Genomic DNA, 25,098 nt, shown 5'->3' with positions numbered 1-25,098 from the left:
GTCAACCTCAAGATCCTCCTCTTCAACAACCGGATCTACGGCCTGACCAAGGGCCAGTACTCCCCCACCAGCGAAGCCGGGAAGATCACCAAGTCCACGCCGATGGGCTCACTGGACGCACCCTTCAACCCGGTCTCCCTCGCCCTCGGCGCGGAGGCGTCCTTCGTCGCCCGCACCGTCGACTCCGACCGCAAACACCTCACCGAGGTCCTGCGCCAGGCCGCCGAACACCCCGGCACGGCACTGATCGAGATCTACCAGAACTGCAACATCTTCAACGACGGCGCCTTCGAGGTCCTCAAGGACAGGCAGCAGGCCGAGGAAGCGGTGATCCGCCTCGAACACGGGCAGCCCATCCGCTTCGGCACCGACGGCACCAAAGGCGTCGTACGGAATCCGCGGACCGGCGACCTGGAGATCGTCACCGTCACCGCGGACAACGAGGCCGACATCCTCGTCCACGACGCCCACGCCACGTCCGCGACCACCGCCTTCGCCCTCTCCCGCCTCGCCGACCCCGACACCCTCCACCACACCCCCATCGGTGTCCTGCGCTCGGTCGACCGGCCGGTCTACGACACCCTCATGGCCGAACAGCTCGACACCGCCGTCGAACAGAACGGCAAGGGCGACCTCGCCGCGCTGCTCGCCGGCAACGACACCTGGACGGTCGTCGGCTGACACCGGTGACCGGTGACCGGTGACCGGTTCACAGCACGCGAGAGGCCCGGACGGGGAACGTCCGGGCCTCTACCCTTACCGCGAGGTGCGTACCTTACTTCAAAGTGGGCACTTTCGTTCAGATAGCGCAGCTCCTAGGGTTGGTGGAAACGCACATCCCGCTAGGAGCACTGAAGCCATGAGCATCGTCGTCACCGGAGCCACCGGACACCTCGGCCGCCACGTCGTGCGGCAACTGCTGGACAAGGTGCCGGCCGACCAGGTCACCGCGGTCGTCCGGGACCGCGACAAGGCCGCCGACCTCGCCGCCCGCGGTGTACGGCTCGCGATCGCCGACTACAACTCCCCCGGGACCTTCGACGGCCTGTTCGCCGCCGGTGACCGGGTGCTGCTGATCTCCGGCAACGAGTTCGACAAGGGCCGCGTCCAGCAGCACACGATCGTGATCGAGGCGGCGAAGAAGGCCGGCGTCGCCCTGCTCGCCTACACCAGCGCCCCCGAAAGCCTCAAGGCGGCACTCGCCGACGACCACCGCGCCACCGAGAAGGTGCTGGTCGGCTCGGGCGTGCCGTACGTGCTGCTGCGCAACGGCTGGTACCACGAGAACTACACCGAGCAGCTCGCCCCGGTCCTGGAGCACGGCGCCGTCGTGCAGGCGGCCGGCGAGGGCCGGGTATCCTCCGCCTCCCGCGCCGACTACGCGGCCGCCGCCGTCGCCGTACTGACCGGCGAGGGCCACGAGAACACGGCGTACGAGCTGGGCGGCGACGAGGCGTGGAGCTTCGCCGAGTACGCCGCCGAGCTGAGCCGGCAGACCGGCAAGGAGATCGTCTACAACCCCGTCTCCATCGAGGCCTACACCGGCATCCTGACCGGCGCCGGGGTGCCCGGGCCGCTGGCGGACGTCTTCGCGGGGGTGGACGCCGCCATCGGGAAGGGCGAGCTGGTCGTCTCCACCGGCGACCTGTCCCGGCTGACCGGCCGTCCGACCACACCGCTCGCCGAGGCCGTCACCACCGCCGTCGCCGCCGTCGCCGCCGCCCCGCTCAAGGACTGACCGCCACACCGACCCGCACGGCGGCTGCACGGCTGCACGACACCCGGCCGCCTGTCATGACCGTATTCCGATACGGGCATGACAGGCGGCCGGGTGCGGCGCTACCTTCGTCCTGGCATGCCTCCCCGTTCCGGCATGCCGTGTGCGTAGGCCGTGTGCGTAGAAGGAGGTGCCCGTGGCCGGGTCGTCCAGGAGTGAGCAGCGAATAGGCCTGCTGAACGGCTTCGCGGCGTACGGGATGTGGGGGATCATCCCGCTGTTCTGGCCGCTGCTCAAGCCCGCCGGGGCCGGCGAGATCCTCGCCAACCGGATGGTGTGGTCCCTCGTCTTCGTCGGCGTCGCCCTGCTCTTCGTACGGCGCTGGGCCTGGGCCGGCGAGCTGCTCCGGCAGCCGCGCAGACTCGCCCTGGTCACGGTGGCCGCCGCGGTCATCACCGTCAACTGGGGTGTCTACATCTGGGCCGTGAACAGCGGCCATGTCGTCGAGGCCTCGCTCGGGTACTTCATCAACCCGCTGGTCACCATCGCGATGGGCGTGCTGCTGCTCAAGGAACGGCTGCGGGCCGCGCAGTGGGCGGCGGTCGGGACCGGCTTCGCGGCCGTACTCGTCCTCACCCTCGGTTACGGCCAACCGCCGTGGATCTCGCTCTGCCTCGCCTTCTCCTTCGCCACGTACGGCCTGGTGAAGAAGAAGGTCAACCTCGGTGGCGTCGAGTCGCTGACCGCGGAGACGGCGATCCAGTTCCTGCCGGCGCTCGGCTATCTGCTGTGGCTGGGCTCGCAGGGCGAGTCGACCTTCACCACGGAGGGCCTCGGGCACTCGGCCCTGCTCGCCGCGACCGGCGTGGTCACCGCGATCCCGCTGGTCTGCTTCGGCGCGGCGGCGATCCGCGTACCACTGTCCACGCTGGGGCTGCTGCAGTACCTGGCGCCGGTCTTCCAGTTCGTGCTCGGTGTCCTCTACTTCGGTGAGGCCATGCCGCCCGAGCGCTGGGCCGGGTTCGCGCTGGTGTGGCTGGCGCTGACGCTGCTCACCTGGGACGCGCTGCGCACGGCCCGCCGGACCGCCCGGACGCTCAGGGAGCAGTTGGACCGGGCGGGCACGGGCGTACCGCCGGTCAAGGGGGGCGCCGCCGCGCGGGAGCCGGGGACAGGGGTCGTGGCCTCCGGGACGCAGGCGGCCGATTCCGCCGCGCCCGGGCACCGCGACGCGACGGCGCGTCCCACGCCGTAGCCCCTGGTACGCCGCTCCTCGCTCGCCCCGCCCCGCCAGCCTCCGGGGAAGCCGGGGTCGGTTCCGGCGATTCCGTTGCCTGTCCGTTCATGCATCCCATTGACTGGCTTCATGACATCGACCTCGGGGCCGGCTCCCCTGCACTTCAAGATCGTCATCGATGCGGCCGCCCCGCACGCGCAGGCGGACTTCTGGGCCGCCGCCCTCCACTACGAGGTGGAGGACAACAGCGCCCTCATCGAGAAACTGCTGGGCTTCGGAGCGGTACCGGCCGAGCTGACCGTCGAGTCCCACGGCCGCCGCGCCTGGCGGGACCTGGTCGCCGTACGGCACCCCGACGACCCCGTCCAGGAGGAGAGCGGCACCGGGCTGGGCCGGCGACTGCTCTTCCAGCGCGTACCGGAGGCCAAGACCGTCAAGAACCGGGTCCATCTCGACGTGCACGCGCGGGACGGGCGGCGCGAGCAGGAGGTCGACCGGCTTCGGGCGCTGGGAGCGAGCGTGCTGCGGGAGGTGAAAGAGCCGGGCGGGGAGTGGGTGATGATGGCGGACCCCGAAGGGAACGAGTTCTGCGTCCATTAGTCGCGACCAGGGGGCTTCCGGATGCGCGATGCCGTGGCCGAATAGCGGTCTTGACGCAGGGTCAGTCCCGACCACACCGTCCAGGCACCCCATTCACTGCGGAGTCCCCTCCCCAGGGACTCCCTAGGAATCCGGAGCCCCCCACATGAAGCTCCCCCTTTCCGGGCGTGCGCTGACCGCCGGTGCCGTCGCCGTCGCCACACTGGTGACCGGCGGTTCCGCCGCCGGCGTGGCGTCCGCGTCCGCGCCCTCCACACCTGCCTCCGGACCCGCGGCTGTCGCCGCGGCGCCCGACATACCGATAGCCAACGTCAAGGCCCACCTGACGCGGTTGCAGTCGATCGCCACGGCGAACGGCGGCAACCGCGCCCACGGGCGCCCGGGCTACCAGGCCTCGCTCGACTACGTGAAGGCCAAGCTCGACGCGGCCGGGTTCACCACCCACGTCCAGCAGTTCACGGCCTCCGGCCGCACCGGGTACAACCTGATAGCGGACTGGCCCGGCGGCGACGCGAATCAGGTTGTCATGGCCGGGTCACACCTGGACAGCGTCACCTCCGGCCCCGGCATCAACGACAACGGCTCGGGCTCCTCGGCGGTCCTGGAGACCGCGCTCGCCGTGGCCCGGTCCGGCTACCAGCCCACCAAGCACCTGCGTTTCGCCTGGTGGGGTGCGGAGGAGCTGGGACTCGTCGGCTCCCGCCACTACGTCAACAGTCTCGGCTCCGCCGAGCGCGCGAAGATCAGCGGCTACCTGAACTTCGACATGATCGGCTCACCCAACCCCGGCTACTTCGTCTACGACGACGATCCCACGATCGAGAAGACCTTCAAGGACTACTTCGCCGGTCTCGGCATCTCCACGGAGATCGAGACCGAGGGCGACGGCCGCTCCGACCACGCGCCCTTCAAGAACGCGGGCGTCCCCGTGGGCGGCCTCTTCAGCGGCGCCGACTACCGCAAGACGTCCGCGCAGGCGGCCAAGTGGGGCGGCACCGTGGGCCAGCCGTTCGACCGCTGCTACCACTCGTCCTGCGACACCACCGCCAACATCAACGACACGGCCCTGGACCACAACAGCGACGCCATCGCGTACGCCATGTGGGAGCTGTCGCAGTAGGGCAGGCGCCCCCGCGGTCGACGCCCCCGCGTGCGCCGACCGCGCGGGTGTCGTCCGCGTGTGTCGTCCGCGCCTGGTCGTCCGCGCCTGCGCCGTGTCCGGTCAGCCGGTCTGGGCGCGGACGCGGTCGGCGAGGCGGCTCATGCGGGCGCGGGCGGACTCCAGTTGCTCCGCGTCCTCGGCGGCCGGGCCCTGCTCGGCGGCGAGTTCGTCCCACAGTCCGACCAGGTCGCGCCCCAGCTCCAGGCCCCGTGCGGGGTCGCGTACGGCACGCCAGGCGGTCGCGGCGCTCTGCACGTTGCCGTACGCGGCCTCGGCGTCGCCCGTGCGCCGGTGTATCCGGGACAGGTCCAGGGAGAGGTGGAAGGCACGACCCGGGTCGCCCGACAAGTAGGCGATGTACGCGGTGAGTTCGCGGAGCCGGAGTACCTCGGGGTGCTCCGGCCCCAGCGTTTGCGAGGCATCCGTCACCGTCTGCTCCGCCAGCCGTGCCGCGGCCTCCGTACGTCCCTCCTTGACGGCCTCGTTGATCCGGGACGTCGGCTCCGCGAGGAGCGCGGGGACGGTGGCGTCGCCGGGGGCGGTGATCGGTTCGTCCCCGAGCACGGCCTCGGCCACGGCGTCGAAGCCGCGGGCGGGGGTGGGGGTGGGCTTGGGGTCGGGGTCGAGGTCCCGGACGAGGTCCGAGGCGGGGGCGGCCTTCCGCTCGGGGACGGCCTCCGGCTTGCGGGCGGGAACCGGCTTGGGGGCGACGACGGGTTCCGGTGCGGCCGTCGGCCTGGGCGCGACGACGGGTTCCGGTGCGGCGGCCGGCCTGGGCGCGGTGAACGGTCCGGGTACGGGCTGCGGCTCCGCGTCTTCCGAGGTGCCGGTCGTGGAGGCACCGTCCATGCTGGGCGGCGGCCCGAACGCACCCGTCGGCGGCGCCACCGTGCCGGGTGCCGTACCCCTGGGGGCGCTCTCGGCCGGTTCCGGAAGGGCGCGCAGGGTGAACGTCGGCGCGGAGACACCGTCCCGCACGGGTTCCACCGGGCGCAGGACGTGCGTGGCCCGGTCCTGCCGTACGGGTGCCTCCTCGATGGCGTCCTCAGGGGTTTCCTCGGGTGCTTCCCCGGGGGCTTCCTCGGGTGCCGTCGGCACCGGTTCCGCGGCGAGGTGGCTGGAGCCGTCGGGGTCGACCCGGAGGGGAACGGAGTAGCCGATGCGCCGGTCGTGGATCGTGGCGAGGACGGGGTGGCCGAGGGCGAGGGCGAGGTGGTGGAGGCGGTTCAGAACGGCGTTCTGGATCTCCTCCCCCGGCGCCGCGACGACCAGTGAACCGTCGACCGAAGCACTGCGTGCGCCGGAGTCGGCCTCCGGCACGCGGACGTCGATCGGCGTCGCCGCAAGGTCGGGCGAGCGCTCGGCGCGCCCGTGGTCCCGCTGCTTGTCGCGGCCGAGTCGAGACATCGTTCCCCCACTCATCGGCGGCTTCCGTCGGCGGTTTCTGTTCCATGCCGTCCAGAGCCTGTCATGCCTGTCGTACCTGTCATGCCTGTCGTGCGCCTACAGTCGAGTCTCTCCGCTCGCTCGCGATTCTCACGTCACCGGGGTGTCACAGGCTCGTTCCAGGAGGTCACGCCGGTATCGGCGGGTCGGTGGGCGGGTCGGTGCCTGGCGGGCGCGTAAGGGTGTGGCAGGCGGGGCGCGGGGCGCGGGAGGCGGGCGAGTGACGCGGGAGGAGAGCGGGCAGGCGGTCAGGCATGCGACAGGGACCGGAGATATGGATCCGCGGACCGGTGACCGTGCCGGAGCCGCCCGCACCGGAGCCACCGCCCGCCTCGCTCGCGCGGCACCACTCCTGGGTCGGCACGCACGGCGGCGCGGGGGTCTCGACGCTCGCCGCGGTGTACGGCGGGCACGACTGCGGGCGCCGCTGGCCCGGCCCGGCGGACCCGCCGTCGGTCCTGCTGGTGGCGCGTACGCACGCGGCCGGACTGGTGGCCGTCGCCCGGGGCGTGGAGGACTTCCGGCGCGGGCGGGCTCCGGCGGGAGTCGACCTCGACTCCGTCGTCCTCGTCGCGGACGCGCCCGGGCGGCTCCCCCGGCCGCTCGCCCAGCGCGTGAGGCTGCTCGAATCGACCGTGGACGTCCACCGCGTCCCGTGGGTCCCCGCCTGGCGCCTGGGCGAGGTGGACGCGGGCCCGCCGAGGGGGACCGACTCCCTGTGCCGCCTCACCCGGCGGGTGCGCTGAGCCCGGCCGACCCCGAGCGAGCCCGGCCGACCCCGAGCGGGCCACGGCTAGGAGGTGATGTCCTTCGTCGTGAACCGGGCCCAGGCCGCCGAGCCGAAGACCGCCGCGTAGAGGGCCTGGAGGCCGAGGTTCTTCACCAGGTCGTCCCAGTAGACCGGTTCGCGCATCAGGTCGGCGAAGGACAGCCAGTAGTGGGAGAAGAAGTACGGCTGGAGGGCGTCGAGCTGGGGGATCTGGTCGAGGATCTGGATGGTGATCAGCAGCCCGACCGTGGTCGCCATCGCCGCAATGCCGCTGCCCGTCAGGGTGGACACGAACAGGCCGAGGGCCGCCACGCCGACGAGTGAGGCGGCCACGACCAGGGCGATCAGCAGCGCCCGTCCCAGGCCCTCGGTGTAGGTGATCCGGGTGCCGGAGATGGTGATCAGGTCGCCGACCGGGAACAGCAGCGCGCCGACCGCGAGCGCCGAGACCGCGACCACCAGGGTGGCGGCGAGGCAGAAGGCGATCACCGTCGCGTACTTGGTGAGCAGCAGCCGGGAGCGGCCGGCCGGGGCGACCAGGAGGTAGCGGAGGGTGCCCGCGCTGGACTCGCCCGCGATCGAGTCGCCCGCGACGACGCCGATGGCCATCGGCAGGAAGAACGGGAGGGTCGCGGCGAGCGCGGTGAAGACCAGGAACAGCCCGTTGTTGCTGACCTGCGAGATGAACGCCGGTCCCTCGCCGCCACCGCCGCCGCCGACCGAGGACCCGTCGCTCGTCTCGATCTTCACGGCGATGCCCACCAGGATCGGCACGGCGGCCAGCACGCCCAGCAGGGCGAGGGTGCGCCAGCGCCGGAAGGTGATCAGCAGTTCACTGCGCAGGAGTCCGAAGGACCACAGCGGGCTCGGGGCCCGCGGAGCGCCGGCGGCCCGCACCGGGGTCGGCGCCGCGGCCCCCGTCATCGGCTCCTGGGGCGCTTCAGCCCGCGACATCGAAACCCTCCCCGGTCAGTGCGACGAACGCGTCCTCCAGGGAGGCGCGTTCCGACACGAAGCCGCGGACCCGGACGCGGGCCGCGACCAGGGCGGCGTTCACCTCGGCGAGATCGCGGTCCGGTGGTTCCGCCGTCACCCGGTCCTCGGCGACGACCACGTCCCCGGCGCCCTGCTCCTTCAGCACCCGGGCGGCCTCGCCCGTGTCCGGCGTGGTCACCACCAGCCGGCCGCGCGCTCCGGCCGCCAGGTCGGCCACCGCGCCCTGGGCGATCAGCCGCCCCTGTGCCATCACGGCGGCGTGCGTGCACACCTGCTCGATCTCGTCCAGCAGGTGGGAGGAGAGGAAGACGGTGGTGCCGTCGGAGGCCAGTTCGCGTACGAGGGCGCGGATCTCGCGCATGCCCTGGGGGTCGAGTCCGTTGGTCGGTTCGTCCAGGACGAGCAGGCGGCGCGGCTGGAGCAGTGCCGCGGCGAGGCCGAGTCGCTGCTTCATGCCGAGCGAGTACGCCTTCGCCTTCTTGCCGGCGGCGGCCGCGAGGCCCACCCGGTCCAACGCCGTCCCGACGCGCTCGCGCCGGGTGCGCGGGTCGGCGGTGGGGTCGGCGGCGTCGTAGCGCAGCAGGTTGTCGCGGCCGGAGAGGAAGCCGTACAGGGCCGGGCCCTCGATGAGGGCGCCGACCCGGGGCAGTACGGTGCGGACCGCGCGCGGCATGGGCCGGCCGAGGACCCGGGCGCTGCCCGAGGTGGGTTCGATCAGGCCCATCAGCATGCGGATGGTGGTGGTCTTGCCGGAGCCGTTGGGGCCGAGGAAGCCGAAGACGCTGCCCGCCGGGACGGTCAGGTCCAGACCGTCGACGGCGAGTTGTCCGCCGCGGTAGCGCTTGGTGAGCGCGCGGGTGGCGATGACTGCGTCATCCGCGCGCTCCTGGTCCGGGCTCTCCTGGTCCGGGCGCTCCCGCTCCGTGGCGGACGCTTCGGCCATCGGCTCCCTCTCTTCGTCCTCGTCGCCGTACACGGTCACCGTACGCAGTGGCCGTACGCAGTGGCCGTACGCAGTGGCCGTACGCAGTCGGCGTACGGCCTACTTCGCGGCGTCGGCCGCCTTCACCAGCGCGTCCTTGGTGACCGCACCGGCGTAGACCTTGCCGTCGTCCGTGATCAGGGCGTTGACCAGGCGGGTCTTGAAGACCGTGCCCGAGCCGAAGTCGCCCTTGACCTGGTCGCCGAAGGAGCCGAGGAAGCCGCCGAGGTCACCGAGGTCACCGAGGTCGCCGCCCGCGGGAGCCGTGGGCAGACCCTGGCCGCCGGTGTCGAAGGTGGCGATCGAGTTCCAGCCCTCGCCGATGACCTCGAGGCCGTCCATCCCCTTGGCGAGGTCGCCCTCGGCCTTGCCCCCGCGCTCGGGGGCCTTGCGCCCGTGCTCCGGGGCCTTGTCCGCCTCGTCGCCCTCGGTGACCTTCGCGCCCTCGGGCGGCGTGAAGTCGAACGTCGACGCGTCCGGCTTCGCGAAGCTGACCTTGGTGAAGCCCGCGTCCACGACGGCGGCGCCGCCGCTCGTCGGGGTCAGCGTGAACTTCAGCGGCGTGCCGGTCTCGGCGTCCACGGCCACGGTGATCGCCCCGACCGTGGACCCGTCCTGCTTGGGCTTGACGACCAGCTTGTACGCGTCCCGCCCGGCCACCTGCGCGGTGCCGTCCACGGTCACGGACGTGGTGTCGTCGATCGCCGCGAGCGCCTGGTCGGCGAAGTCCTTCGGGGTGGCCGGCACGTCCTTCTCCGGCCGCTCGGCGGCGTCGGAGGGGGCGGGGGCGGTGGAGTGGTAGACCTCGTTGGACTTGCTGTCGTAGCCCCAGACGTCCTTGCCGTTGTGGATCAGGCTGTACTCCGCGGCGTCCTCCAGCAGGGACACCTTCTGCCGGTCGGGACCGTCGGCCGCGACCCGCAGGGTGTGGCTGCCGGACACCAGCTCGGTGAGCTTGGCCGAGGGGTCGGCGGCGGAGCCCTCGTCGTCACCGCCCGAGCCCGGACCGCCGGACATTCCGGACATCAGACCGCTCTCCAGCCCCCCGAGGTCCGGCAGGCCCAGGTCCGTGCTGATCCGCACCGTGCCGGACAACTGCTGGACGTCCGACTTGGCGATCTTCTCGATGAGCTGCTCCGCCGTGACCTTCGGCAGGTCGGGGTCCCCGGAGTCGGCGAGCGCGGGGACGAGCCCGATCGTCGCGGCCGCCACTCCCATCACCGTGACCGGGACGACGTACCGCGCGGCCTTGCGCCGTCCGGGCCGCAGCTCCTCGCCCGCCCCGGCGGTCGTGTTGTCGTCGGAATCGATCGGTGCCATGTGTGCCCTACCTCCGTCGTCGGCGGCGGCTGTCTCGCGACCTCGCACTTGTTGACCCGTGCGCCGCCATTCTCACCCGAATCGGTGAGGATTGGTGTTTTTCCGTGGTGTCCATCTGACCAAATCACCGGAGCGGAATCGTCAGACCGCGGGCTCAACTCCGCCTACTCCTGCGGGATGACACGGAGGGGCGAGGTCTCCCCCGGCCCGTAGGGGGTGGGGCCACACCACCCGGCGGCACCCGGCGGCACATCACCCGGCAGCTCGGCGCTCGGCCGGCTCGGCACTCAGCCGGCTCGGTGTTCGACCGGCCCGGTGCTCAGCCGGCTCGGTGCACGACCGCGTCGCACAGCTCCACCAGCGCGGCCTTCGCGTCGCACTCCCGCAGCGGGGCCAGCGCCGCCCGGGCGTCCTTGGCGTACCGGACGGTGTCCCGCCGCGCCTGCTCCAGTGCGGGGTGGGCCCGCAGCAGGCGCAGCGCCTCGGCGTGCCGCGCGTCGTCGCTCAGGTCGGAGTCGAGCAGCTCGCACAGCGCGATGTCCTCGGCGATCCCCAGCCGGGCGGCGCGCTCGCGCAGCCGCAGCACCGGCAGGGTGGGGATGCCTTCGCGCAGGTCGGTGCCGGGCGTCTTGCCCGACTCCTGGGAGTCGGAGGCGATGTCCAGGACGTCGTCCGCGAGCTGGAAGGCGACGCCGAGGCGCTCGCCGTACTGGGTCAGCACGTCCACCACCGTCTCGTCGGCGCCGGACATCATCGCGCCGAACCGGCAGGAGACGGCCACCAGCGAGCCCGTCTTGCCGCCCAGCACGTCCAGGTAGTGGTCGACCGGGTCCCGGCCGTCCTGCGGGCCGGCCGTCTCCAGGATCTGACCGGTGACCAGCCGCTCGAATGCCAGGGCCTGGACGCGGACCGCCTCGGGCCCGAGGTCGGCGAGGATCTGTGAAGCGCGGGCGAACAGGAAGTCGCCGGTGAGGACCGCGACCGAGTTGTCCCAGCGGGTGTTCGCGCTGGGCACCCCGCGGCGCACGGCCGCCTCGTCCATCACGTCGTCGTGGTACAGCGTGGCGAGGTGGGTCAGCTCCACGACCACGGCCGAGGGCACGACCCCGGGGGCGTAGGGGTCGCCGAACTGGGAGGAGAGCATCACCAGCAGCGGTCGGAACCGTTTGCCGCCGGCCCGCACCAGGTGCTGGGCGGCCTCCGTGATGAACGGCACCTCGCTTTTGGTTGCCTCAAGCAACCCTTCCTCGACAGCAACCAATCCGGCCTGGACATCGGCTTCCAGAACCTGGTCCCGCACGCTCAGCCCGAACGGCCCGACGACGGTCACGAGGGGTCTCCTGTCTGCTGGTGTCTACTGGCGATTACCTGGTTTGTCGATAGGTCGCTGCCACCACTCAAGTCAGCGTATCCGGTCACGTTTCGATCACCGCTAGCGCCCACCGCTACAGGCCGGTCGATATCGGATCATGAACGGTATGTTTTTGATCAGGTGATATGAGCAGATTTTGATTGATATCGCCAGAGGGAATGCGCGCCTGAGCGCGAGCGGGCCGGAAGCCGCCACCCAAGATCCCATCACTCCTCCCAACGGCCCGCACTCCGAGAACGTCACCCGCTCCCCACCCCGCTTCCCTCTTCATCTCGCCCGACACCCGAAGCCGTCCCCGCCGAAGGCCGGTTGAAGAGTAGTTGGGACTAATGCCCGTTTTGCCGCGCTTGTTGATGCCCGTGAGTTGGCTCACTCCGGGACGCCTTCAGGCAACCCCGCCGGAATCCGTGCCCTCCCTATGCCCCGCAAGCCAGTTGGGGCTTGGCAACCGCAAAGGATCAAGAGCCTCAAACGCCTCAGACCAAGGTCAACAGGCATGTTGGGTGATTCCTGCACTTGTTCCGGACATGTGCTCTCGCATACGTTCCCGGCCTGTCGGGCGGACGCCGAATCCTGCCACCGCCCGGAAGCACAGTCATCCACCCAACAAACTCGCAGGCAGGAGCGGGGGACCCAGGTAAGTCGCCGCACCGGTCACCACCGGAGCGGCTCGGGGTGAAGCCGTACCCGTCAGGGCGCGGCCGGGCACCTCCCCGCCCGAACCCGACAGCTCACCTCGTAGGCGTATGGAGAGGGACACAGCATGTCTGCCAACGGTCAGAACCGTCACGCCCGTACCAGCCGTCTCGCCCGCAAGCTCGCCGTGGCCGGCACCGGCGCCGCGGTGCTCGCGCTGCCGCTCATCGGCGCCACCACGGCCTCCGCGGCCACCCCGGCCGCCGCCACCACCGCCACGACCGCCACCACGGCGGCGACCACGTACCCGGACAACCTCGACGGCTGGATCCGGGAGTCGCTCGACATCATGGCGCAGCACGGCATCCCCGGGTCGTACGACGGCATCCACCGCAACATCATGCGGGAGTCGTCCGGCAACCCGCTCGCGATCAACAACTGGGACATCAACGCCGTCAACGGCACCCCGTCCAAGGGCCTGCTCCAGGTGATCGACCCGACCTTCCAGGCGTACCACGTGGAGGGCACCTCCTGGGACCCGTACGACCCGGTCGCCAACATCACCGCGGCCTGCAACTACGCGGCCGACCGCTACGGCTCGATGGACAACGTCTTCAGCGCGTACTGAGCCGTACCAAAGCGCGTACGGAGCTGTACTGAGCCGTACTACGAGGTAGCGAAGATCCGATCGAGGACGACGGCCACGCCGTCGTCCTCGTTCGTGAGGGTGACCTCGTCGGCCACCGCCTTGAGTTCGGGGTGGGCGCCGGCCATGGCGACGCCGTGGGCCGCCCAGTGGAACATGGGGATGTCATTGGGCATGTCGCCGAAGGCGATCGTCCGCCGCCGCTCCAGGCCCAGATGCTCGGCGGCCAGTGCCAGACCGGTCGCCTTGGTGATGCCGCACGGCTGGAGTTCCACCGTTCCGGGCCCCGACATCGTGACCGTCGCGAGGGAACCGACCACCGCGCGCGCCGTCGCCGCCAACTCGTCGTCGGTCAGCTCGGGGTGGCGCAGCAGCACCTTGCTGATCGGGGTGGTCCACAGCTCGTCGCGCCGCCCGACGCGCACCGCGGGCAGCTTCGGGTGGGGCATCAGGTACCCCTGCTCGATGAGCGTCAGCCCGTCCACGCCGTCCTGGTCGACCGCGGCGTGCACCTGGCCCACCTCGGCCTCGATCTTGCCGAGCGCGGTCTCGGCCAGCTCCCGGTCCAGGGTGACCGACCACAGCATCCGGTGCGCGCCGACGTCGTACACCTGCGCGCCCTGCCCGCACACCGCGAGCCCCGTGGCGCCGAGGCGGTCGAGCAGAGACCGCACCCGGGGGGCCGGCCGCCCCGTCACCACCAGATGCCGCGCACCGGCCCCGGCCACCCGCGCCAGCGCGGCCAGCGACCGGTCGGAGACGGTGTCGTCGCCGCGGAGCAGCGTGCCGTCCAGGTCGGTCGCGACGAGTGCATATGCGGTGCGGTCCATGATCAGAGAATACGGACACCGCATCCGTCCGACTCACCCGCGACCGCTTCCGAACGAGGACGTAGCGAACGCGTTCGAACCCGCACGAGGATGCACGAGCGTGCCCGATCATGTCCGAAACCTGGCACATCATCGGCTAAGGCCGGTTAAAGGCCTGTGCGCCGGTTGGCAACAAGATGGTCCGCTACCTACCCGCCGGGCGGCCCCCGGGGGTACCTTCACTGTTGTTCAGGGGGGACTTGATCGGGGGGTCGGGTTGAACAGCGGACGTGTGCGTGTGCTCAGGCCGGAGGAACTGGGCGAGGGGGAGCGGGAGCACTGGCGCGAGCTGCGCGCCAGGTCGGCGGCGCCGCGCAACCCGTTCATGGAACCGGAGTTCACCGACGTCGTGGGCCGCGTACGCCCGCGGGCGCGGGTGGCGGTGCTGCACGACGGCGGTGAGGCGGCCGGTTTCCTGCCGTACGAGCGCGGTCCACTGGGCCAGGGCCGGGCGATCGGGCTCGGGGTGTCGGACTGCCAGGGCGCGGTACTGCGCCGGGACCTCACCCCGGACCTCCACGAACTGCTGCGGGCCTGCTCCCTGTCGAGCTTCGCCTTCGACAACCTGGAGGCGGGGCAGGGGCTGTTCGTGCCGTGCGCGGCCGACGAGCACGCCACCTACGTCATCGACGTGGAGAAGGGCTACGAGGCGTACGAGGACGTACTGCGCGACCGGTCTCCGAAGTTCCTGAAGACCACACTGGCCAAGGAGCGCAGGCTGGGCCGCCGGGCCGGAGACGTCCGCTTCGTGTTCGACGAGCGCGATCCGGCCGCGCTGCGCACGCTCATGGAGTGGAAGTCGGCGCAGTACCGCAGGACGGGGCGCCGGGACCGGTTCGCACAGGAGTGGATCACCCGGCTCGTCGCCCGGCTCGCCGAGACGCGGGCGCCCGGGTGCACCGGCACGCTGTCCGTGCTCTACGCGGACGGCCGGCCGGTCGCCGCGCACTTCGGGCTGCGCTCGGCGACGGTCCTGGCCTGCTGGTTCCCGGCGTACGACCCGGACTTCGCGAAGTACTCGCCGGGACTGGTGCTGCATCTGCGCATGGCCGAGGCCGCGGCCGCCGAGGGCATCGGTCTGCTCGACATGGGGCGGGGCCCGGCGGAGTACAAGGACTCCCTGAAGACCGGCGAGATGCCCGTCTACGAGGGGGCGGCGACGCGCGTGGGGGCGGGCGCCGCACTGCACTGGCTCGGCCGCGAACCGGCGCGCCGCGCGCACGGTTTCGTACGCGACCGGCCCCGGCTGGCGTCACTGGCGGCACGGACGTTGAGGAGCGCGGGCCGGCTGCGCCAGTCCTGACGGAGGCAACCACTAGGGGGGTGGGCGCATGGCCGGTACGGGGCGTGCGCGACCGGAGACACGGCGAGAAACGGCGGAGTTCCTCGGCATCGGGCCGGTGCAGGTGGCCGAGCTGGATCTCGGGGGCGCGGGTGCGGGGGGTGCCGCGGGTGCCGTGGGCGCCGCGGGTGCCGATGGCGCCGGGGACGCGGTCGGCGACGGGCAGGCGGACGGGGGCGCGGTCAGCGCCGGGGAGATGGCCGGGGACGCGGTCAGCGACGGGAACGCGGTTGACGCCAGGGAGGTGGACGAGGACGCGGTCAGCGCCGGGAAGACGGACGGGCACGCGGTCAACGCCGGGAAGACGGACGGGCACGCGGTGCTCAGACCCGGCCCGGGGTGCCCACCGGTCACGTCCGGTGCGGTGTTCCTCCTGGTCAGACGGGCGGGTCGGCCCGTCGGCACGCTGGTCGGGCAGGTGCCCGAGGGGGCGGATCCCACCCGGGTACTGGCCGTGCTCGCCCGGGAGCTGCCCCGCGGGGAGCCGTCCGAGCCGTTGCCCGCGCCGTTGCCCGAGCCATCGCCCGCACCGCCGTCCGCGCCGCCGTCCGCGCCGCCGTCCGCCACGGTCGTGGTGGCCACCCGGGAGCGCCCGGGTCCGCTCGCCCGCGCCCTGGACTCGCTCCTCGCGCAGGACCACCCGGACTTCGACGTCGTCGTCGTCGACAACGCGCCCCTGACCGGCGAGACGCGGGACCTGGTGCTGCGCAAGTACGGCGAACGCGTCCGGTACGTGTGCGAACCGGTGCCCGGCCTCGCCGTCGCGCACAACCGGGGTCTCGCCCTCGTGCGGAGCGAGGTGGTCGCCTTCACCGACGACGACGTGGTCGCCGACCCGCGCTGGCTCACCGAGCTGACCGCGCCCTTCACCGCCGACCCGCGCCTCGGCTGCACCACCGGGCTGATCCTGCCCGCGCGGCTGCGCACCCCCGCCCAGGTCCTCCTGGAGAGCCACGGCGGCTTCGCGAAGGGGTTCACGCCACGGACGTACGACCCGGAGCATCCGCCCGCCGACGAGCCGCTGTTCCCGTTCACCGCGGGCCGGTTCGGCTCCGGCGCCAACATGGCCTTCCGTACGGCGGTACTGCGGACGGTCGGCGGCTTCGACCCGGCGACCGGCGCCGGCACGCGCGCGCGGGGCGGCGACGACCTCTACGGGTTCGTCCGCGTCCTCGCCCAGGGGCAGCGGCTGCGCTACACCCCCTCGGCGCTGGTCTGGCACCACCACCGGGAGAGCTGGCGGGACCTGGAGGCCCAGGCGTTCGGCTACGGCGCCGGCCTCACCGCGTATCTCACCGCGGTCCTGGTGAACCGGCCCGCGCTGCTGCCCGCCCTCCTCGTCCGGCTGCCGGGCGGGCTGGCACACGCGCGGGGCCTGACCGCCGTACGGGACACGGGGGACGGCGGCGCCCCGGGCGCCCCCGGCACCCCCGGAGCCCACGACGAACGGATCCATCCCTGGCCGCGGCGCCTGTCGCGGTTGCAGCGCCGGGGCATGCTGTACGGGCCCGTCGGCTATCTGCGCGCCCGCCTCGCCCTGCGCACGGCCGGACTGGAGGCGCGATGAGCGAGGCGGCCTGGGCACGGCACATCCCCGTCCTCCTCTACCACGCGGTGATGGACGATCCGCCCTCGTGGATCGCCGAGTTCAGCGTCGCCCCGAAGGAGTTCGCCGCGCACCTGGACGCGATCATCGACAGCGGCAGGACGCCGGTCACGATCAGTGCGCTCGCCGACCACCTCGCCCGGCGGGCACCGCTGCCGCCCCGGCCGGTGCTGCTCACCTTCGACGACGGCTTCGCCGACCTGCCCGGTCCCACGGCCGAGGCGCTGGCCGAGCGCGCGCTGCCCGCCACCGCCTATCTCACCACCGGGGCCATCACCCCGGGCGGCCGCAGTCTGCTGCCGCCCGCCCCGATGACGACCCTGGACGCGGTGGATGCGCTGGAACGTTCCGGCATGGAGATCGGCAGCCACACCGTCACCCACGCCCAGCTCGACACCCTGTCCACCAAGGACCTCGCGTACGAACTGCGTACCTCCAAGGCGGTACTGGAGGACGCCCTGGGCCATCCGGTCCGTCACCTCGCCTACCCGCACGGCTACAACAGCGCGAAGGTCCGGGCGCTGTCGGCCCGCGCCGGGTACGAGACGGCGACCGCCGTGCGGCACGCGCTCAGTTCGGACCGCGACGAGCGGTACCGCATCGCCCGGCTCATCGTGCGGCGCGGCCACACGGTCGCCGACGTCGAGGGCTGGCTGGCGGGGGACGGCGCCCGGACCGCCCCCTATCGCGACGGCCCGAAGACGGTCGGCTGGCGGTGGTACCGCCGGGCCCGCGCCGTCCTGCACGGCCCCGTGTTCGCCGGGTGAGCGAGCGGCGGGGAACCGGATGATTTGGGTGTGAAAAGCCGAGTAAATTCCTATACTTGGCCCCAGGGGAGGGAGCTTCAGCGTGCAGCAACATGTGCCCGTACCGACCGCCGAGAGCAGCATGCCGCCGCCCGCAGATCCCCTCACCACCCCGGGAGGGCCCACCGGCGGGGCGCCCGGTGAGCCCGGTGAGCCCGGTTCCTGGCGGGCCGCCCGTTCCTGGCGGGCCGCCCTCCGCCGCCCCCGCACCCTCGGCCTGCTGACGCTGCTGCTCGCCACCGCGCTGTGGGTGTACGCGCTGCCCCGCATCGGCTTCCGTGAGATGGGCGACTACGGCCTGCTGGACCGCCTGCCCGTCACCTACTACCTCTCGCTGCTGGTCCTCACCGCGGGCTTCGTCCTCAGCCTGCGGCGCGCGGCCACCGCACCCTGGTGGCCGGCCGCGCACTGCGCCGCGATGCTGTTCGCCCTCAAGGCACCACCGGCGGTGCTCTACGACGCGGTGCGCTACCCGTGGGCCTCCAAGCACGACGCCGTCGTCAACACGCTGCTCGCCAACGGCGAACTCCGGCCGGAGGCGGCGCTGTCGGGCAACATGTCGGCGTACGACCAGTGGCCGGGGTTCTTCACGCTCAACGGCGGCCTGGTCCGCGCCTTCGGGGTGGAGAGCGCCGCCGCGTACGCCAACTGGGCACCGATCGTCCTCGGGCTGCTCATGACGCCGGTGCTGGTGCTGATCTACCGCACCTTCTGCCGGGACTGGCGACTGGTGTGGACCGCCGTCTGGATCTTCCAGCTCGCCAACTGGGTGGGCCAGGACTACTTCGCCCCGCAGGGACTCGCGTACCTGCTGCATCTGGCGGTCATCGCGGTGGTGCTGCGGCACTTCGTGCGCCCGGGCTCCGCCGGACAACTGCGCGACCGCGCCTTCCTCGATCCGGCGGCGGCCAGCGTCCCCCCGCCGACCGGAAGCGGACAGCGCGCGATCTGCGTGGTGATCCTCGCCCCGCTGATCGCCGCCATCAACGCCACGCACCAGCTCACGCCGGTGATGCTCTGCGTCTGCCTGCTCGCCCTCAACCTCACCCGCCGCTACCGCAACGTCGGGCTGCTGGCCGTCGCCGGGCTGCTGATGCTGACCTGGGACCTGACCATGGGGCGGCCGCTGTTCGTCGAGACGCTCTCCACCCTCAAGGAGTCCCTCGGCGAACTGACCCAGAACTCCCGCGCCGGCTACGCCGGTCAGCTCACCGGCCCCGGGCCCGAACTCGCCGGTACGGCCAACGTGGCGATGGTGCTGGCGGTCACCGCGCTCGCCGGTGGTGCCGTCGTGCTGCGGCGCCGGCTGACCCGCAGCGCGCTGCCACTGCTGCTGGTCTCCGTCGCGCCGGTGCCGCTGTTCGTCGTCAACGACTACGGCGGCGAAATGCTCTTCCGCGTCTACCTGTTCGCCCTGCCCGGCGGGGCCTTCTTCGCCGCCGCGGCACTCGTGCCGGCCTTCGCGGGCGCCCACCGCGACCGCCCGAGGGTCGTGAAGGCGCCTCGGCAGAGGGTCGCGGCCGTCGCGCTGCCGGCGGTGCTGCCTGCTGTCCTGCCGGCGGTCCTGCTGGTGCTGCTGGCCGGCTTCCTGCCGTCGTACTACGGCAAGGAGAAGATGTACTACACGCCGCCCGCGGAGACCGCCCTGGTCACCCGGACCCTCGACAACGCCCCCGAAGACTCGCTGATCCTCGCCACCACCGGCTCCTTCCCGCAGGCGCTGCACCGCTACGACAGCCTCGAGCACTGGTACTTCGCCGAGCAGGAACTCCCCGAAAACGAGCGGATGCTGAAGGACCCGGCCGGCTACCTCGCCGACGGGATCCCGCCGGGAACGACGGCGTACGTGATCCTCACCCGCACCCAGGACGTCTACACCGCCGGAGAGGGCCTGCTGCCGCCCGACGGCTTCGCGAGGCTGCGCACGGAACTGTCGGCCTCGCCGCTCTTCCGCACCGTCGAGAGCCATCCCTACGGGGTGGTTCTGGAGTACCGCCGGGCCACCCCATGACCACCATCCGATGACGGCCACCCCATGACCACCATCCGATGACGGCCACCCCATGACGACCATCCGATGACGTCCATCCCATGACGACCACCAGGTGATCCGAGAACCGAAGCGACGAAGGGCGGTCAGGTCAGTCCATGAACACCACAGACTTCACCGACTCCACCGGGGGCTCCACCGGCTCCCAGGACACCGGCCGCGCCGAAGAGATCCGGGGCGTCAGAGTGACCCCGACACATCTCAGAGTCCTCGTCGCCGCCTCCGGCTGGCTGGCGCTGGCCGCCACCGCCGTACCCGGCCCGTCACCGCTGCGCTGGATACCGGTGCTGCTCTTCACCCTGTTCGGACCGGGCTGCGCTGCGCTGTATCCGCAGCCGAGCGGCCTGGCCGCCGGTGCGCGGCTGGAGGCCGCCGCGTTCGCCGCGCCCGTCAGCCTCTCGCTCGGTGTGCTCGCCGCCACCGCGCTGTTCCTGGTGGAGGCCTTCTCGATGGCCGCGTTCATCGTCTCGCTCGCCGTCTTCACCACGGTCACCGCGGCGCTGCCGGGACTCCCGCTGCCCGCCGCCCGTCGCGGCGCGGCCGAACCCGCCAAACGCAGGTCCGCCCCCGGTGGCGGCACATGACGGGCGGGCACCGGGGACACGAGCCGTCCGATTCCCGTGGGGTGACAGGCATGGGCACGGCGAAGCGCGCCTATACGGCCGTCGTACTGGTGGCGGTGGCCGCACTGATCGCCGGGCTCGGCGTCTGGGCCGGCCGCTCCGAGGAACCGGACGTCTCCGGGGACGCCCTGCCCGACAACGCGGCCTCCGGCGAGGCGCCCACCGGTCCGTGCGCGCCCAGCGAGACGCTCGTTCCCGGCTGCGGGGCCTGGTGGGGCGCGTACGTGCCGTACGCCGGGAACGGGTCGCTCAAGGACGCGGTGCTCGGCTTCGAGAAGCGGATCGGCCGCAAGCTGGACCTCGTCTACAACTACCACGACATGTCGGGCACCGAGCTCGACGGCCAACTGCTCACCCCGGACGAACAGGAGCTGGGCAGGGACCGGCTGCTCATGCTGGCCTGGGAGTCCACGATCTGGACCGAGCCGCACCACGAGAACTGGACCGAGACCCAGCTCGGCTGGAAGAACATCGCCTCGGGGAAGTACGACGAGGAGATCCTCGACCCGCAGATCCGGCGCATCAAGTCCTACGGCAAACGGGTCTTCATCTCCTTCGACCAGGAGACCGACGCCCGCATCAAGGAAGGCGCGGGCACGCCGGAGGAGTTCGTCGCGGCGTACCGTCATCTGCACGACCGGTTCCGTGAGCTGGGCGCCGACAACGTCGTGTGGGTGTGGACCGTCTCCGGCTACCTCGGCAGCGCGGACGAGATGAAGGCGCTCTACCCCGGGGACGAGTACGTCGACTGGATCGCCATGGACCAGTACAACTACTACCAGTGCCACAACACCACCGACTGGAAGAGCTTCCTGCGCAGCCAGCGGCCCAGCTACGAATGGCTGCGCGAGAACATCACCGACGACAAGCCGGTGATGCTCGCGGAGTTCGCCACCGCGCCCGACGCAGACAACCCGACGCGTCAGCGCGACTGGTACACGCGGATCCCCGCCGACGTGAAGAAGCTCCCGCAGGTCAGGGCGCTGGTGCACTGGAACCGGCCGCCCTCCGAGGAGCCCGCGTGCGACCTGACGGTCAACGACGGACCGGGGCTCGAGGGTTACCGGGAGGCGGGGAAGAACGGGTACTTCCACCAGCCCGTGCCGTCCCGCTGACCGCACCGGCCTTCCGGCCCGGAAGCCGGACGAGGACAGCAAGGGCAGCGAGGGCAGCAACGCCGACGAGTACGGCGAGGGCGGCGAGGGCGGCGAGCAGCGGCAGTGCCGCGGGCGCGAGCGCCTGCCGCCACACCCAGCCGCCCACCGCGACGAGATACAGGACTCCCCAGCACCCGGGCCACGTCAGCCGCCCGACCGTGCGCGCGAGCAGCAGCCCCAGCGGAACCAGGCACAGGAGGAGGGCCACCTGCGGCACCCACCGCAGCAAGGGTCCGGGCCCGCTCAGCCCCATCGTCTCCGCCAGCGCACCGGCCGACCTCGTGTAGAACGCGCCGTCGACCGCCCGGGGTTGCCAACCGAGGGCCACGGGCGCGGTGTGCAGGGCGAGCAGCGCGGATCCGAGTGCCGCACCGGGCAGCCATGCGGTACGCGCCGTGCACAGCGTCACCGACGCGACGAACACCACGAGCAGCAGGCCTCCCGCGACGACTGCGGGCCACGGCAGCTCTTCCAGCAACCGGCGTCCCGTCAGCTCGGCTCCGGAATCCCCGGACGCGCCGGAGGCACCGCCGAGCCACGGCAGGCCGCGCAGCGCCGCCCAGAAGACCGCCGTGGCGATGGCGAGCAGGTACCACAGAACGCCCCTCAGCCACCGCTCCCGGCCGTCCCCGGCGTCGGCCCCGGCCGTCCCAGCGCCGACCCCGGCCGCGGCGCCGCCCGCCGCCCCGGCGTCCGCGTCGGTCTGGTGCGGCCGGACGACCAGCGCCAGGGTGTCCGCCTGCAGCGCCTCGCGCTCGTACCCGGGACGGCCGATGAACAGTCCAGCCGTGCCAGCCGCGTCAGCCCCGTCAGCCCCGTCGGCCGTGTCAGCCGTCCCGGCCGCGTCCTGGCCGGGTCTGCGCCGCTCGTAGTCCGCCCAGCGTGCCCAGTTGGTGCCGTAGCCGGCGGTCGCGTTCAGCCGTGCCCATCGGGTGCCGTAGTCCGGGCCGGTGGCGACCGGGTCCCGGCGCCGGCGCCGTCTGCCACCCGCCCGCGGACCCTTTCCGCCGGCGTCGTCCATGCCGCGCAGCGCCCCGCGCAGGCCGGGCGCGCAGCCGACGGCGACCACCGTCATGCTCACCAGCACCGCCCAGCCGGCGCCCGCGATCCCGGCCGGCGTGAACAGCATCGCCGCGCTGCCCAGCACGAGGACGCACATGGTGCCCTGCACGGCGGCGAGCACACCGGTGCGGCCCTGGACGCGCAGCACGCCGATGTACAGCTCGACCACGACCCTCGGCAGCGCCCCGATGGCCAGCAGCCGCAGCACCGTGGAGCCGTGCTCGGCGTAGTCCGCGTCGAAGGGGGCGAGGATCTGCGGGGCGAAGACGACCAGGAAGACGACGACCGGCACCAGCAGCAGCGTCATGCGGCGCAGCGCTCCCCGGACGCCGTCGGCGAGGCGGCGCGGGTCGTGCGAGGCGTGCGCGGTGAGCGAGGAGGCCATGTTGACGGCCATGAACTCCATGGTTCCGCCGACGGTGTAGGCCACATAGAAGTAGCCGTTCTCCGCGGCGCTGAAGTTGACCGCGACCATCACCGGCAACAGATTGATCATCGCCAGGCTGAAGAGCGCGCCCAGCGAGTCCCCGGCCAGGAAGCGGCCCATCTCGCGGACGGCGGGCGGCTCCACCGCGCGGTCGGCGGCGGTCTGGCGCGGGATGAGTCTGCGGAAGATCAGCCAGCCGAGCGGCACGGTGGAGAAGGCGATGGCCACCGCCCAGGACACGAAGATGCCGAGCACCGGCAGTGTGGTGGCGAAGAGGGCCAGCAGGATCAGCTTCCCGACCGAGAACACGGCGTTCCCGGCGGGCACCCACTCCGCCTTGCGCAGCCCGGTCAGCACGCCGTCCTGGAGAGTGAGCAGCGCCCAGGCCACGGACGCGGCGACGAACAGCGTCCCCGCCTCGAGCGTGCCGAGCGGGGCGTACGAGGCGCCCCACAGGTCGAGGGTGAGCAGGAAGACGACGGCGGCCACGGCGACGACGACCGAACTCGCCGCGTACGCACGCCACACCAGCCCTCCGGTGGCGCGGCCGGCGCGCGGCACGAAACGGACGACGGCGCCGATCATCGTGGTCGCCGTGATGCTGGCGAGCAGCCGCATGGCGGCGATGGCCGCGGAGCCCTGGCCGACGGCCTCCTCCGAGTAGTAGCGGGCGGCCACGAGCCAGAAGCCCAGGCCGAGCACGGCGGAGACGCCGGTGCTGAGCATCAGGAAGTAGGCGTTCTTGAAGAGCGAGTCGCCACCGTGTCCGCCCCGGGGCAGGGCCGAGCCGCCGCCCGCGGGTGCCGCGGCGGCCTCGTGCACCCGGGTCTCAGCCACCGGACGGACCCAGCCCTTCCGGCGCCTCGGCCGGTCGTACTCCGGACTCCTCCAGCGCGGCGAGGACCGCGCGGGCCCGCAGCGGATCCACGGGCAGCGCGTGCCGCGCGAACCAGCGGGCCCCCTCGGGGGCGGGCGACGGATCGGTGAAGGCCGCGCCCGCGTAGTCGTCCAGGGGCGGGTCGTAGAGGTAGCCGACGACAATGCCGCGCCGGGCCAGCGCGCGGACGGCCGCGTCCCGGTCCGCCACCAGCAACGGCACCCGGAACAACGGCTGTACCGTGCCCGCCGCCGACCGACTGCCCTCGCCCGCGCCCTCGCCTGCGCCCGCGCCCGCGGCTCCGGCTGCGCCCGCGCCCGCGGCTGCCCGGACGGCCGGCCCCGCCCAGCGCGTGGACAGCAGCAGCTCCGTACCGGCCCGGCAGTCCGCGAGTACGTCGTCCAGCCGGTCGAGCCCGCGCCCGACCCGCCCGAGCCGGAACCGGCCGGCCCGCAGCCGGTAGTCGTGCATGTCGACGCGGACCCAGGGGTCGTGCGCGTCCAGGCCGGGTGCCGCTGCGCCCGCGCGTGCCAGCTCGTCCGGGCGCAGCGGCATCCGGATCTCCTCGCGCTCCATCAGCCCCAGCAGCCGCATCGTGGCCCAGGCGGCCCGCCGCAGCCGCAGCCCGCGGACGGCGGCCTCCGCGTACGGCCTTACGGCGTAGGCCAGTTCGGCGGTCGTGCGGCGCGGCAGCAGCAGGTCGTCGCAGGACTTCTCCAGCGCGTCGCGCAGGCCCGGGTCGGCGACCGCGAGGATGCCCCCGGCCTTGGCACCGACGTGCTTGGACAGGCTGAAGACGGAGGCGTCGCCCCAGGCGCCGACCGGCCGGCCGCCCACGTCGCTGCCGATGGCGTGCGCCGCGTCCTCGAACAGCGGGATGCCCAGGGCGTCGCAGCGGGCCCGCAGCCGGGGCGCCGGGTCCGGGTTCCCGTACAGGTTCGTCGTCAGTACGGCGGACAGCGAGCCCCACGTCTCCTCGGGCACGGCATCGATGTCGATGGACGCGTCCGACGGGTCGAGCGGCGCCTGCACCGGACGCAGCCCGGCCGCGAGGACGACGAAGAAGATGACGTCGTCGTTGACCGGCGACATCAACACCCGGCCGCCGGGCGGGCACCAGTGACGCAGTGCCGCGTACAGCCCGAAACGGCATGACGGTACGTACACGCATTCCCGGCCGAGTCTGCCGCGCAGGGTCGCTTCCAGTCGCCTCCTCGACCGCGAACCGTCCCGCACCGAACCCGGACCGGCCTCCCCAATGGCCATCCGCTCCCCCTGATGTGCCGTCGAAGTCCCCCTCCCCGAGGCCCTCGGACACCCGCCCAGAGTCACCCAGTTCGCACCGCTCCGTCAAGATTGCGTGCCAGCCTGTGGACAACCGCGTGTGCACAGGCAG

The 25,098-nt window shown here is 72.4% G+C and carries 21 protein-coding genes and 1 riboswitch; of the genes, 13 read left to right on the top strand and 8 right to left on the bottom strand.

Annotation, left to right across the window (positions count from 1 at the left end; translation table 11 throughout):
- From KUM40_RS34455 to KUM40_RS34435, 5 genes are all read left to right on the top strand, one after another.
- The coding region (locus tag KUM40_RS34455) for a thiamine pyrophosphate-dependent enzyme (RefSeq protein ID WP_254396086.1) at nt 1-681 on the top strand (681 nt) is incomplete at its 5' end.
- Between the two features lie 178 nt (nt 682-859).
- The gene (locus KUM40_RS34450) at nt 860-1,738 is read left to right on the top strand and encodes an SDR family oxidoreductase (protein ID WP_217170227.1); all 879 of its coding nucleotides are present in this window, start codon (nt 860-862) and stop codon (nt 1,736-1,738) included.
- A gap of 175 nt (nt 1,739-1,913) precedes the next feature.
- Nucleotides 1,914-2,972, top strand: coding sequence for an EamA family transporter RarD (gene rarD, locus KUM40_RS34445; protein ID WP_217170226.1), 1,059 nt, complete (start codon nt 1,914-1,916; stop codon nt 2,970-2,972).
- 111 nt (nt 2,973-3,083) lie between these two features.
- Nucleotides 3,084-3,554, top strand: coding sequence for a VOC family protein (locus KUM40_RS34440; protein WP_217170225.1), 471 nt, complete (start codon nt 3,084-3,086; stop codon nt 3,552-3,554).
- A gap of 145 nt (nt 3,555-3,699) precedes the next feature.
- Nucleotides 3,700-4,674 (top strand): M28 family metallopeptidase, encoded by a 975-nt coding sequence (locus KUM40_RS34435; protein ID WP_217170224.1) that lies wholly within the window; start codon nt 3,700-3,702, stop codon nt 4,672-4,674.
- Between the two features lie 102 nt (nt 4,675-4,776).
- On the opposite strand, the gene KUM40_RS34430 is transcribed toward KUM40_RS34435, so the two are convergent.
- Nucleotides 4,777-6,123, bottom strand: coding sequence for a tetratricopeptide repeat protein (locus KUM40_RS34430; protein WP_217170223.1), 1,347 nt, complete (start codon nt 6,121-6,123; stop codon nt 4,777-4,779).
- A gap of 293 nt (nt 6,124-6,416) precedes the next feature.
- On the opposite strand from KUM40_RS34430, the gene KUM40_RS34425 reads away from it, so the two are divergent.
- Nucleotides 6,417-6,908 carry a DUF6668 family protein gene (locus KUM40_RS34425; RefSeq protein ID WP_217170222.1) on the top strand — a complete coding sequence of 164 codons (492 nt, stop codon included), beginning with the start codon at nt 6,417-6,419 and terminating at the stop codon, nt 6,906-6,908.
- Nucleotides 6,909-6,955: 47 nt separating this feature from the next.
- Here the strand turns inward: KUM40_RS34425 and KUM40_RS34420 are convergent, their stop codons facing one another.
- From KUM40_RS34420 to KUM40_RS34405, 4 genes are all read right to left on the bottom strand, one after another.
- On the bottom strand, nt 6,956-7,885 hold the full coding sequence (locus KUM40_RS34420) for an ABC transporter permease (protein ID WP_374227447.1): 930 nt from the start codon (nt 7,883-7,885) through the stop codon (nt 6,956-6,958).
- Nucleotides 7,872-8,870, bottom strand: a complete 999-nt coding sequence (locus KUM40_RS34415; protein WP_217170221.1) for an ABC transporter ATP-binding protein — start codon at nt 8,868-8,870, stop codon at nt 7,872-7,874. The genes KUM40_RS34420 and KUM40_RS34415 overlap by 14 nt, the downstream gene beginning before the upstream one ends.
- Before the next feature lie 99 nt (nt 8,871-8,969).
- Nucleotides 8,970-10,229: a DUF2092 domain-containing protein gene (locus KUM40_RS34410; RefSeq protein ID WP_217170220.1), complete on the bottom strand. Its 1,260-nt coding sequence runs from the start codon at nt 10,227-10,229 to the stop codon at nt 8,970-8,972.
- A gap of 319 nt (nt 10,230-10,548) precedes the next feature.
- Nucleotides 10,549-11,559: a polyprenyl synthetase family protein gene (locus tag KUM40_RS34405; protein WP_217170219.1), complete on the bottom strand. Its 1,011-nt coding sequence runs from the start codon at nt 11,557-11,559 to the stop codon at nt 10,549-10,551.
- A gap of 632 nt (nt 11,560-12,191) precedes the next feature.
- A riboswitch (cyclic di-AMP (ydaO/yuaA leader) is annotated at nt 12,192-12,360 on the top strand.
- A gap of 4 nt (nt 12,361-12,364) precedes the next feature.
- Between KUM40_RS34405 and KUM40_RS34400 the strand changes: the two genes are divergently transcribed.
- On the top strand, nt 12,365-12,865 hold the full coding sequence (locus tag KUM40_RS34400; protein WP_217170218.1) for a transglycosylase SLT domain-containing protein: 501 nt from the start codon (nt 12,365-12,367) through the stop codon (nt 12,863-12,865).
- A 38-nt stretch (nt 12,866-12,903) separates the two neighbouring features.
- Here the strand turns inward: KUM40_RS34400 and KUM40_RS34395 are convergent, their stop codons facing one another.
- Complete coding sequence (locus tag KUM40_RS34395) at nt 12,904-13,713, bottom strand: HAD family hydrolase (protein ID WP_217170217.1); 810 nt, start codon at nt 13,711-13,713, stop codon at nt 12,904-12,906.
- A 271-nt stretch (nt 13,714-13,984) separates the two neighbouring features.
- Between KUM40_RS34395 and KUM40_RS34390 the strand changes: the two genes are divergently transcribed.
- The 6 genes from KUM40_RS34390 to KUM40_RS34365 all read left to right on the top strand — a co-directional run bounded on the left by KUM40_RS34390 (nt 13,985) and on the right by KUM40_RS34365 (nt 21,294).
- Nucleotides 13,985-15,055, top strand: coding sequence for a GNAT family N-acetyltransferase (locus KUM40_RS34390; RefSeq protein ID WP_308401297.1), 1,071 nt, complete (start codon nt 13,985-13,987; stop codon nt 15,053-15,055).
- A 28-nt stretch (nt 15,056-15,083) separates the two neighbouring features.
- Entirely contained in the window at nt 15,084-16,661 is a 1,578-nt protein-coding gene (locus KUM40_RS34385; RefSeq protein WP_254396084.1) for a glycosyltransferase family 2 protein, read from the top strand.
- Nucleotides 16,658-17,467 (top strand): polysaccharide deacetylase family protein, encoded by an 810-nt coding sequence (locus tag KUM40_RS34380; RefSeq protein ID WP_254396083.1) that lies wholly within the window; start codon nt 16,658-16,660, stop codon nt 17,465-17,467. Before KUM40_RS34385 ends, KUM40_RS34380 begins: the two co-directional genes overlap by 4 nt.
- A gap of 121 nt (nt 17,468-17,588) precedes the next feature.
- The gene (locus KUM40_RS34375; protein ID WP_217170303.1) at nt 17,589-19,517 is read left to right on the top strand and encodes a hypothetical protein; all 1,929 of its coding nucleotides are present in this window, start codon (nt 17,589-17,591) and stop codon (nt 19,515-19,517) included.
- A gap of 137 nt (nt 19,518-19,654) precedes the next feature.
- Nucleotides 19,655-20,140, top strand: a complete 486-nt coding sequence (locus KUM40_RS34370) for a hypothetical protein (RefSeq protein WP_254396082.1) — start codon at nt 19,655-19,657, stop codon at nt 20,138-20,140.
- 50 nt (nt 20,141-20,190) lie between these two features.
- Nucleotides 20,191-21,294: a glycoside hydrolase family 26 protein gene (locus KUM40_RS34365; protein ID WP_217170216.1), complete on the top strand. Its 1,104-nt coding sequence runs from the start codon at nt 20,191-20,193 to the stop codon at nt 21,292-21,294.
- Here the strand turns inward: KUM40_RS34365 and KUM40_RS34360 are convergent.
- Together KUM40_RS34360 and KUM40_RS34355 are read right to left on the bottom strand one after the other, a co-directional pair.
- A complete protein-coding gene (locus KUM40_RS34360) occupies nt 21,215-23,662 on the bottom strand; it encodes a lipopolysaccharide biosynthesis protein (RefSeq protein WP_217170215.1) in 2,448 nt (815 codons plus the stop codon). The two genes, KUM40_RS34365 and KUM40_RS34360, sit on opposite strands and share 80 nt — an antisense overlap.
- On the bottom strand, nt 23,655-24,896 hold the full coding sequence (locus KUM40_RS34355; protein ID WP_254396119.1) for a DegT/DnrJ/EryC1/StrS family aminotransferase: 1,242 nt from the start codon (nt 24,894-24,896) through the stop codon (nt 23,655-23,657). The genes KUM40_RS34360 and KUM40_RS34355 overlap by 8 nt, the downstream gene beginning before the upstream one ends.
- Between the last annotated feature and the right edge of the window lie 202 nt (nt 24,897-25,098).

The sequence above is a fragment of the Streptomyces sp. AC512_CC834 genome (assembly GCF_019049325.1).
Classification (GTDB): Bacteria; Actinomycetota; Actinomycetes; order Streptomycetales; family Streptomycetaceae; genus Streptomyces.
This window is presented reverse-complemented; position numbering and strand designations above follow the sequence as displayed.

Excerpts from the sequence above, each read along its gene's own strand:
- KUM40_RS34450 (WP_217170227.1), top strand. The coding sequence starts at position 860 with ATGAGCATCGTCGTCACCGGAGCCACCGGACACCTCGGCCGCCACGTC.
- KUM40_RS34440 (WP_217170225.1), top strand. The coding sequence starts at position 3,084 with ATGACATCGACCTCGGGGCCGGCTCCCCTGCACTTCAAGATCGTCATC.
- KUM40_RS34435 (WP_217170224.1), top strand. The coding sequence starts at position 3,700 with ATGAAGCTCCCCCTTTCCGGGCGTGCGCTGACCGCCGGTGCCGTCGCC.
- KUM40_RS34430 (WP_217170223.1), bottom strand. The coding sequence starts at position 6,123 with ATGTCTCGACTCGGCCGCGACAAGCAGCGGGACCACGGGCGCGCCGAG.
- KUM40_RS34425 (WP_217170222.1), top strand. The coding sequence starts at position 6,417 with ATGCGACAGGGACCGGAGATATGGATCCGCGGACCGGTGACCGTGCCG.
- KUM40_RS34420 (WP_374227447.1), bottom strand. The coding sequence starts at position 7,885 with ATGTCGCGGGCTGAAGCGCCCCAGGAGCCGATGACGGGGGCCGCGGCG.
- KUM40_RS34415 (WP_217170221.1), bottom strand. The coding sequence starts at position 8,870 with ATGGCCGAAGCGTCCGCCACGGAGCGGGAGCGCCCGGACCAGGAGAGC.
- KUM40_RS34410 (WP_217170220.1), bottom strand. The coding sequence starts at position 10,229 with ATGGCACCGATCGATTCCGACGACAACACGACCGCCGGGGCGGGCGAG.
- KUM40_RS34400 (WP_217170218.1), top strand. The coding sequence starts at position 12,365 with ATGTCTGCCAACGGTCAGAACCGTCACGCCCGTACCAGCCGTCTCGCC.
- KUM40_RS34395 (WP_217170217.1), bottom strand. The coding sequence starts at position 13,713 with ATGGACCGCACCGCATATGCACTCGTCGCGACCGACCTGGACGGCACG.
- KUM40_RS34385 (WP_254396084.1), top strand. The coding sequence starts at position 15,084 with ATGGCCGGTACGGGGCGTGCGCGACCGGAGACACGGCGAGAAACGGCG.
- KUM40_RS34380 (WP_254396083.1), top strand. The coding sequence starts at position 16,658 with ATGAGCGAGGCGGCCTGGGCACGGCACATCCCCGTCCTCCTCTACCAC.
- KUM40_RS34375 (WP_217170303.1), top strand. The coding sequence starts at position 17,589 with ATGCCGCCGCCCGCAGATCCCCTCACCACCCCGGGAGGGCCCACCGGC.
- KUM40_RS34370 (WP_254396082.1), top strand. The coding sequence starts at position 19,655 with ATGAACACCACAGACTTCACCGACTCCACCGGGGGCTCCACCGGCTCC.
- KUM40_RS34365 (WP_217170216.1), top strand. The coding sequence starts at position 20,191 with ATGGGCACGGCGAAGCGCGCCTATACGGCCGTCGTACTGGTGGCGGTG.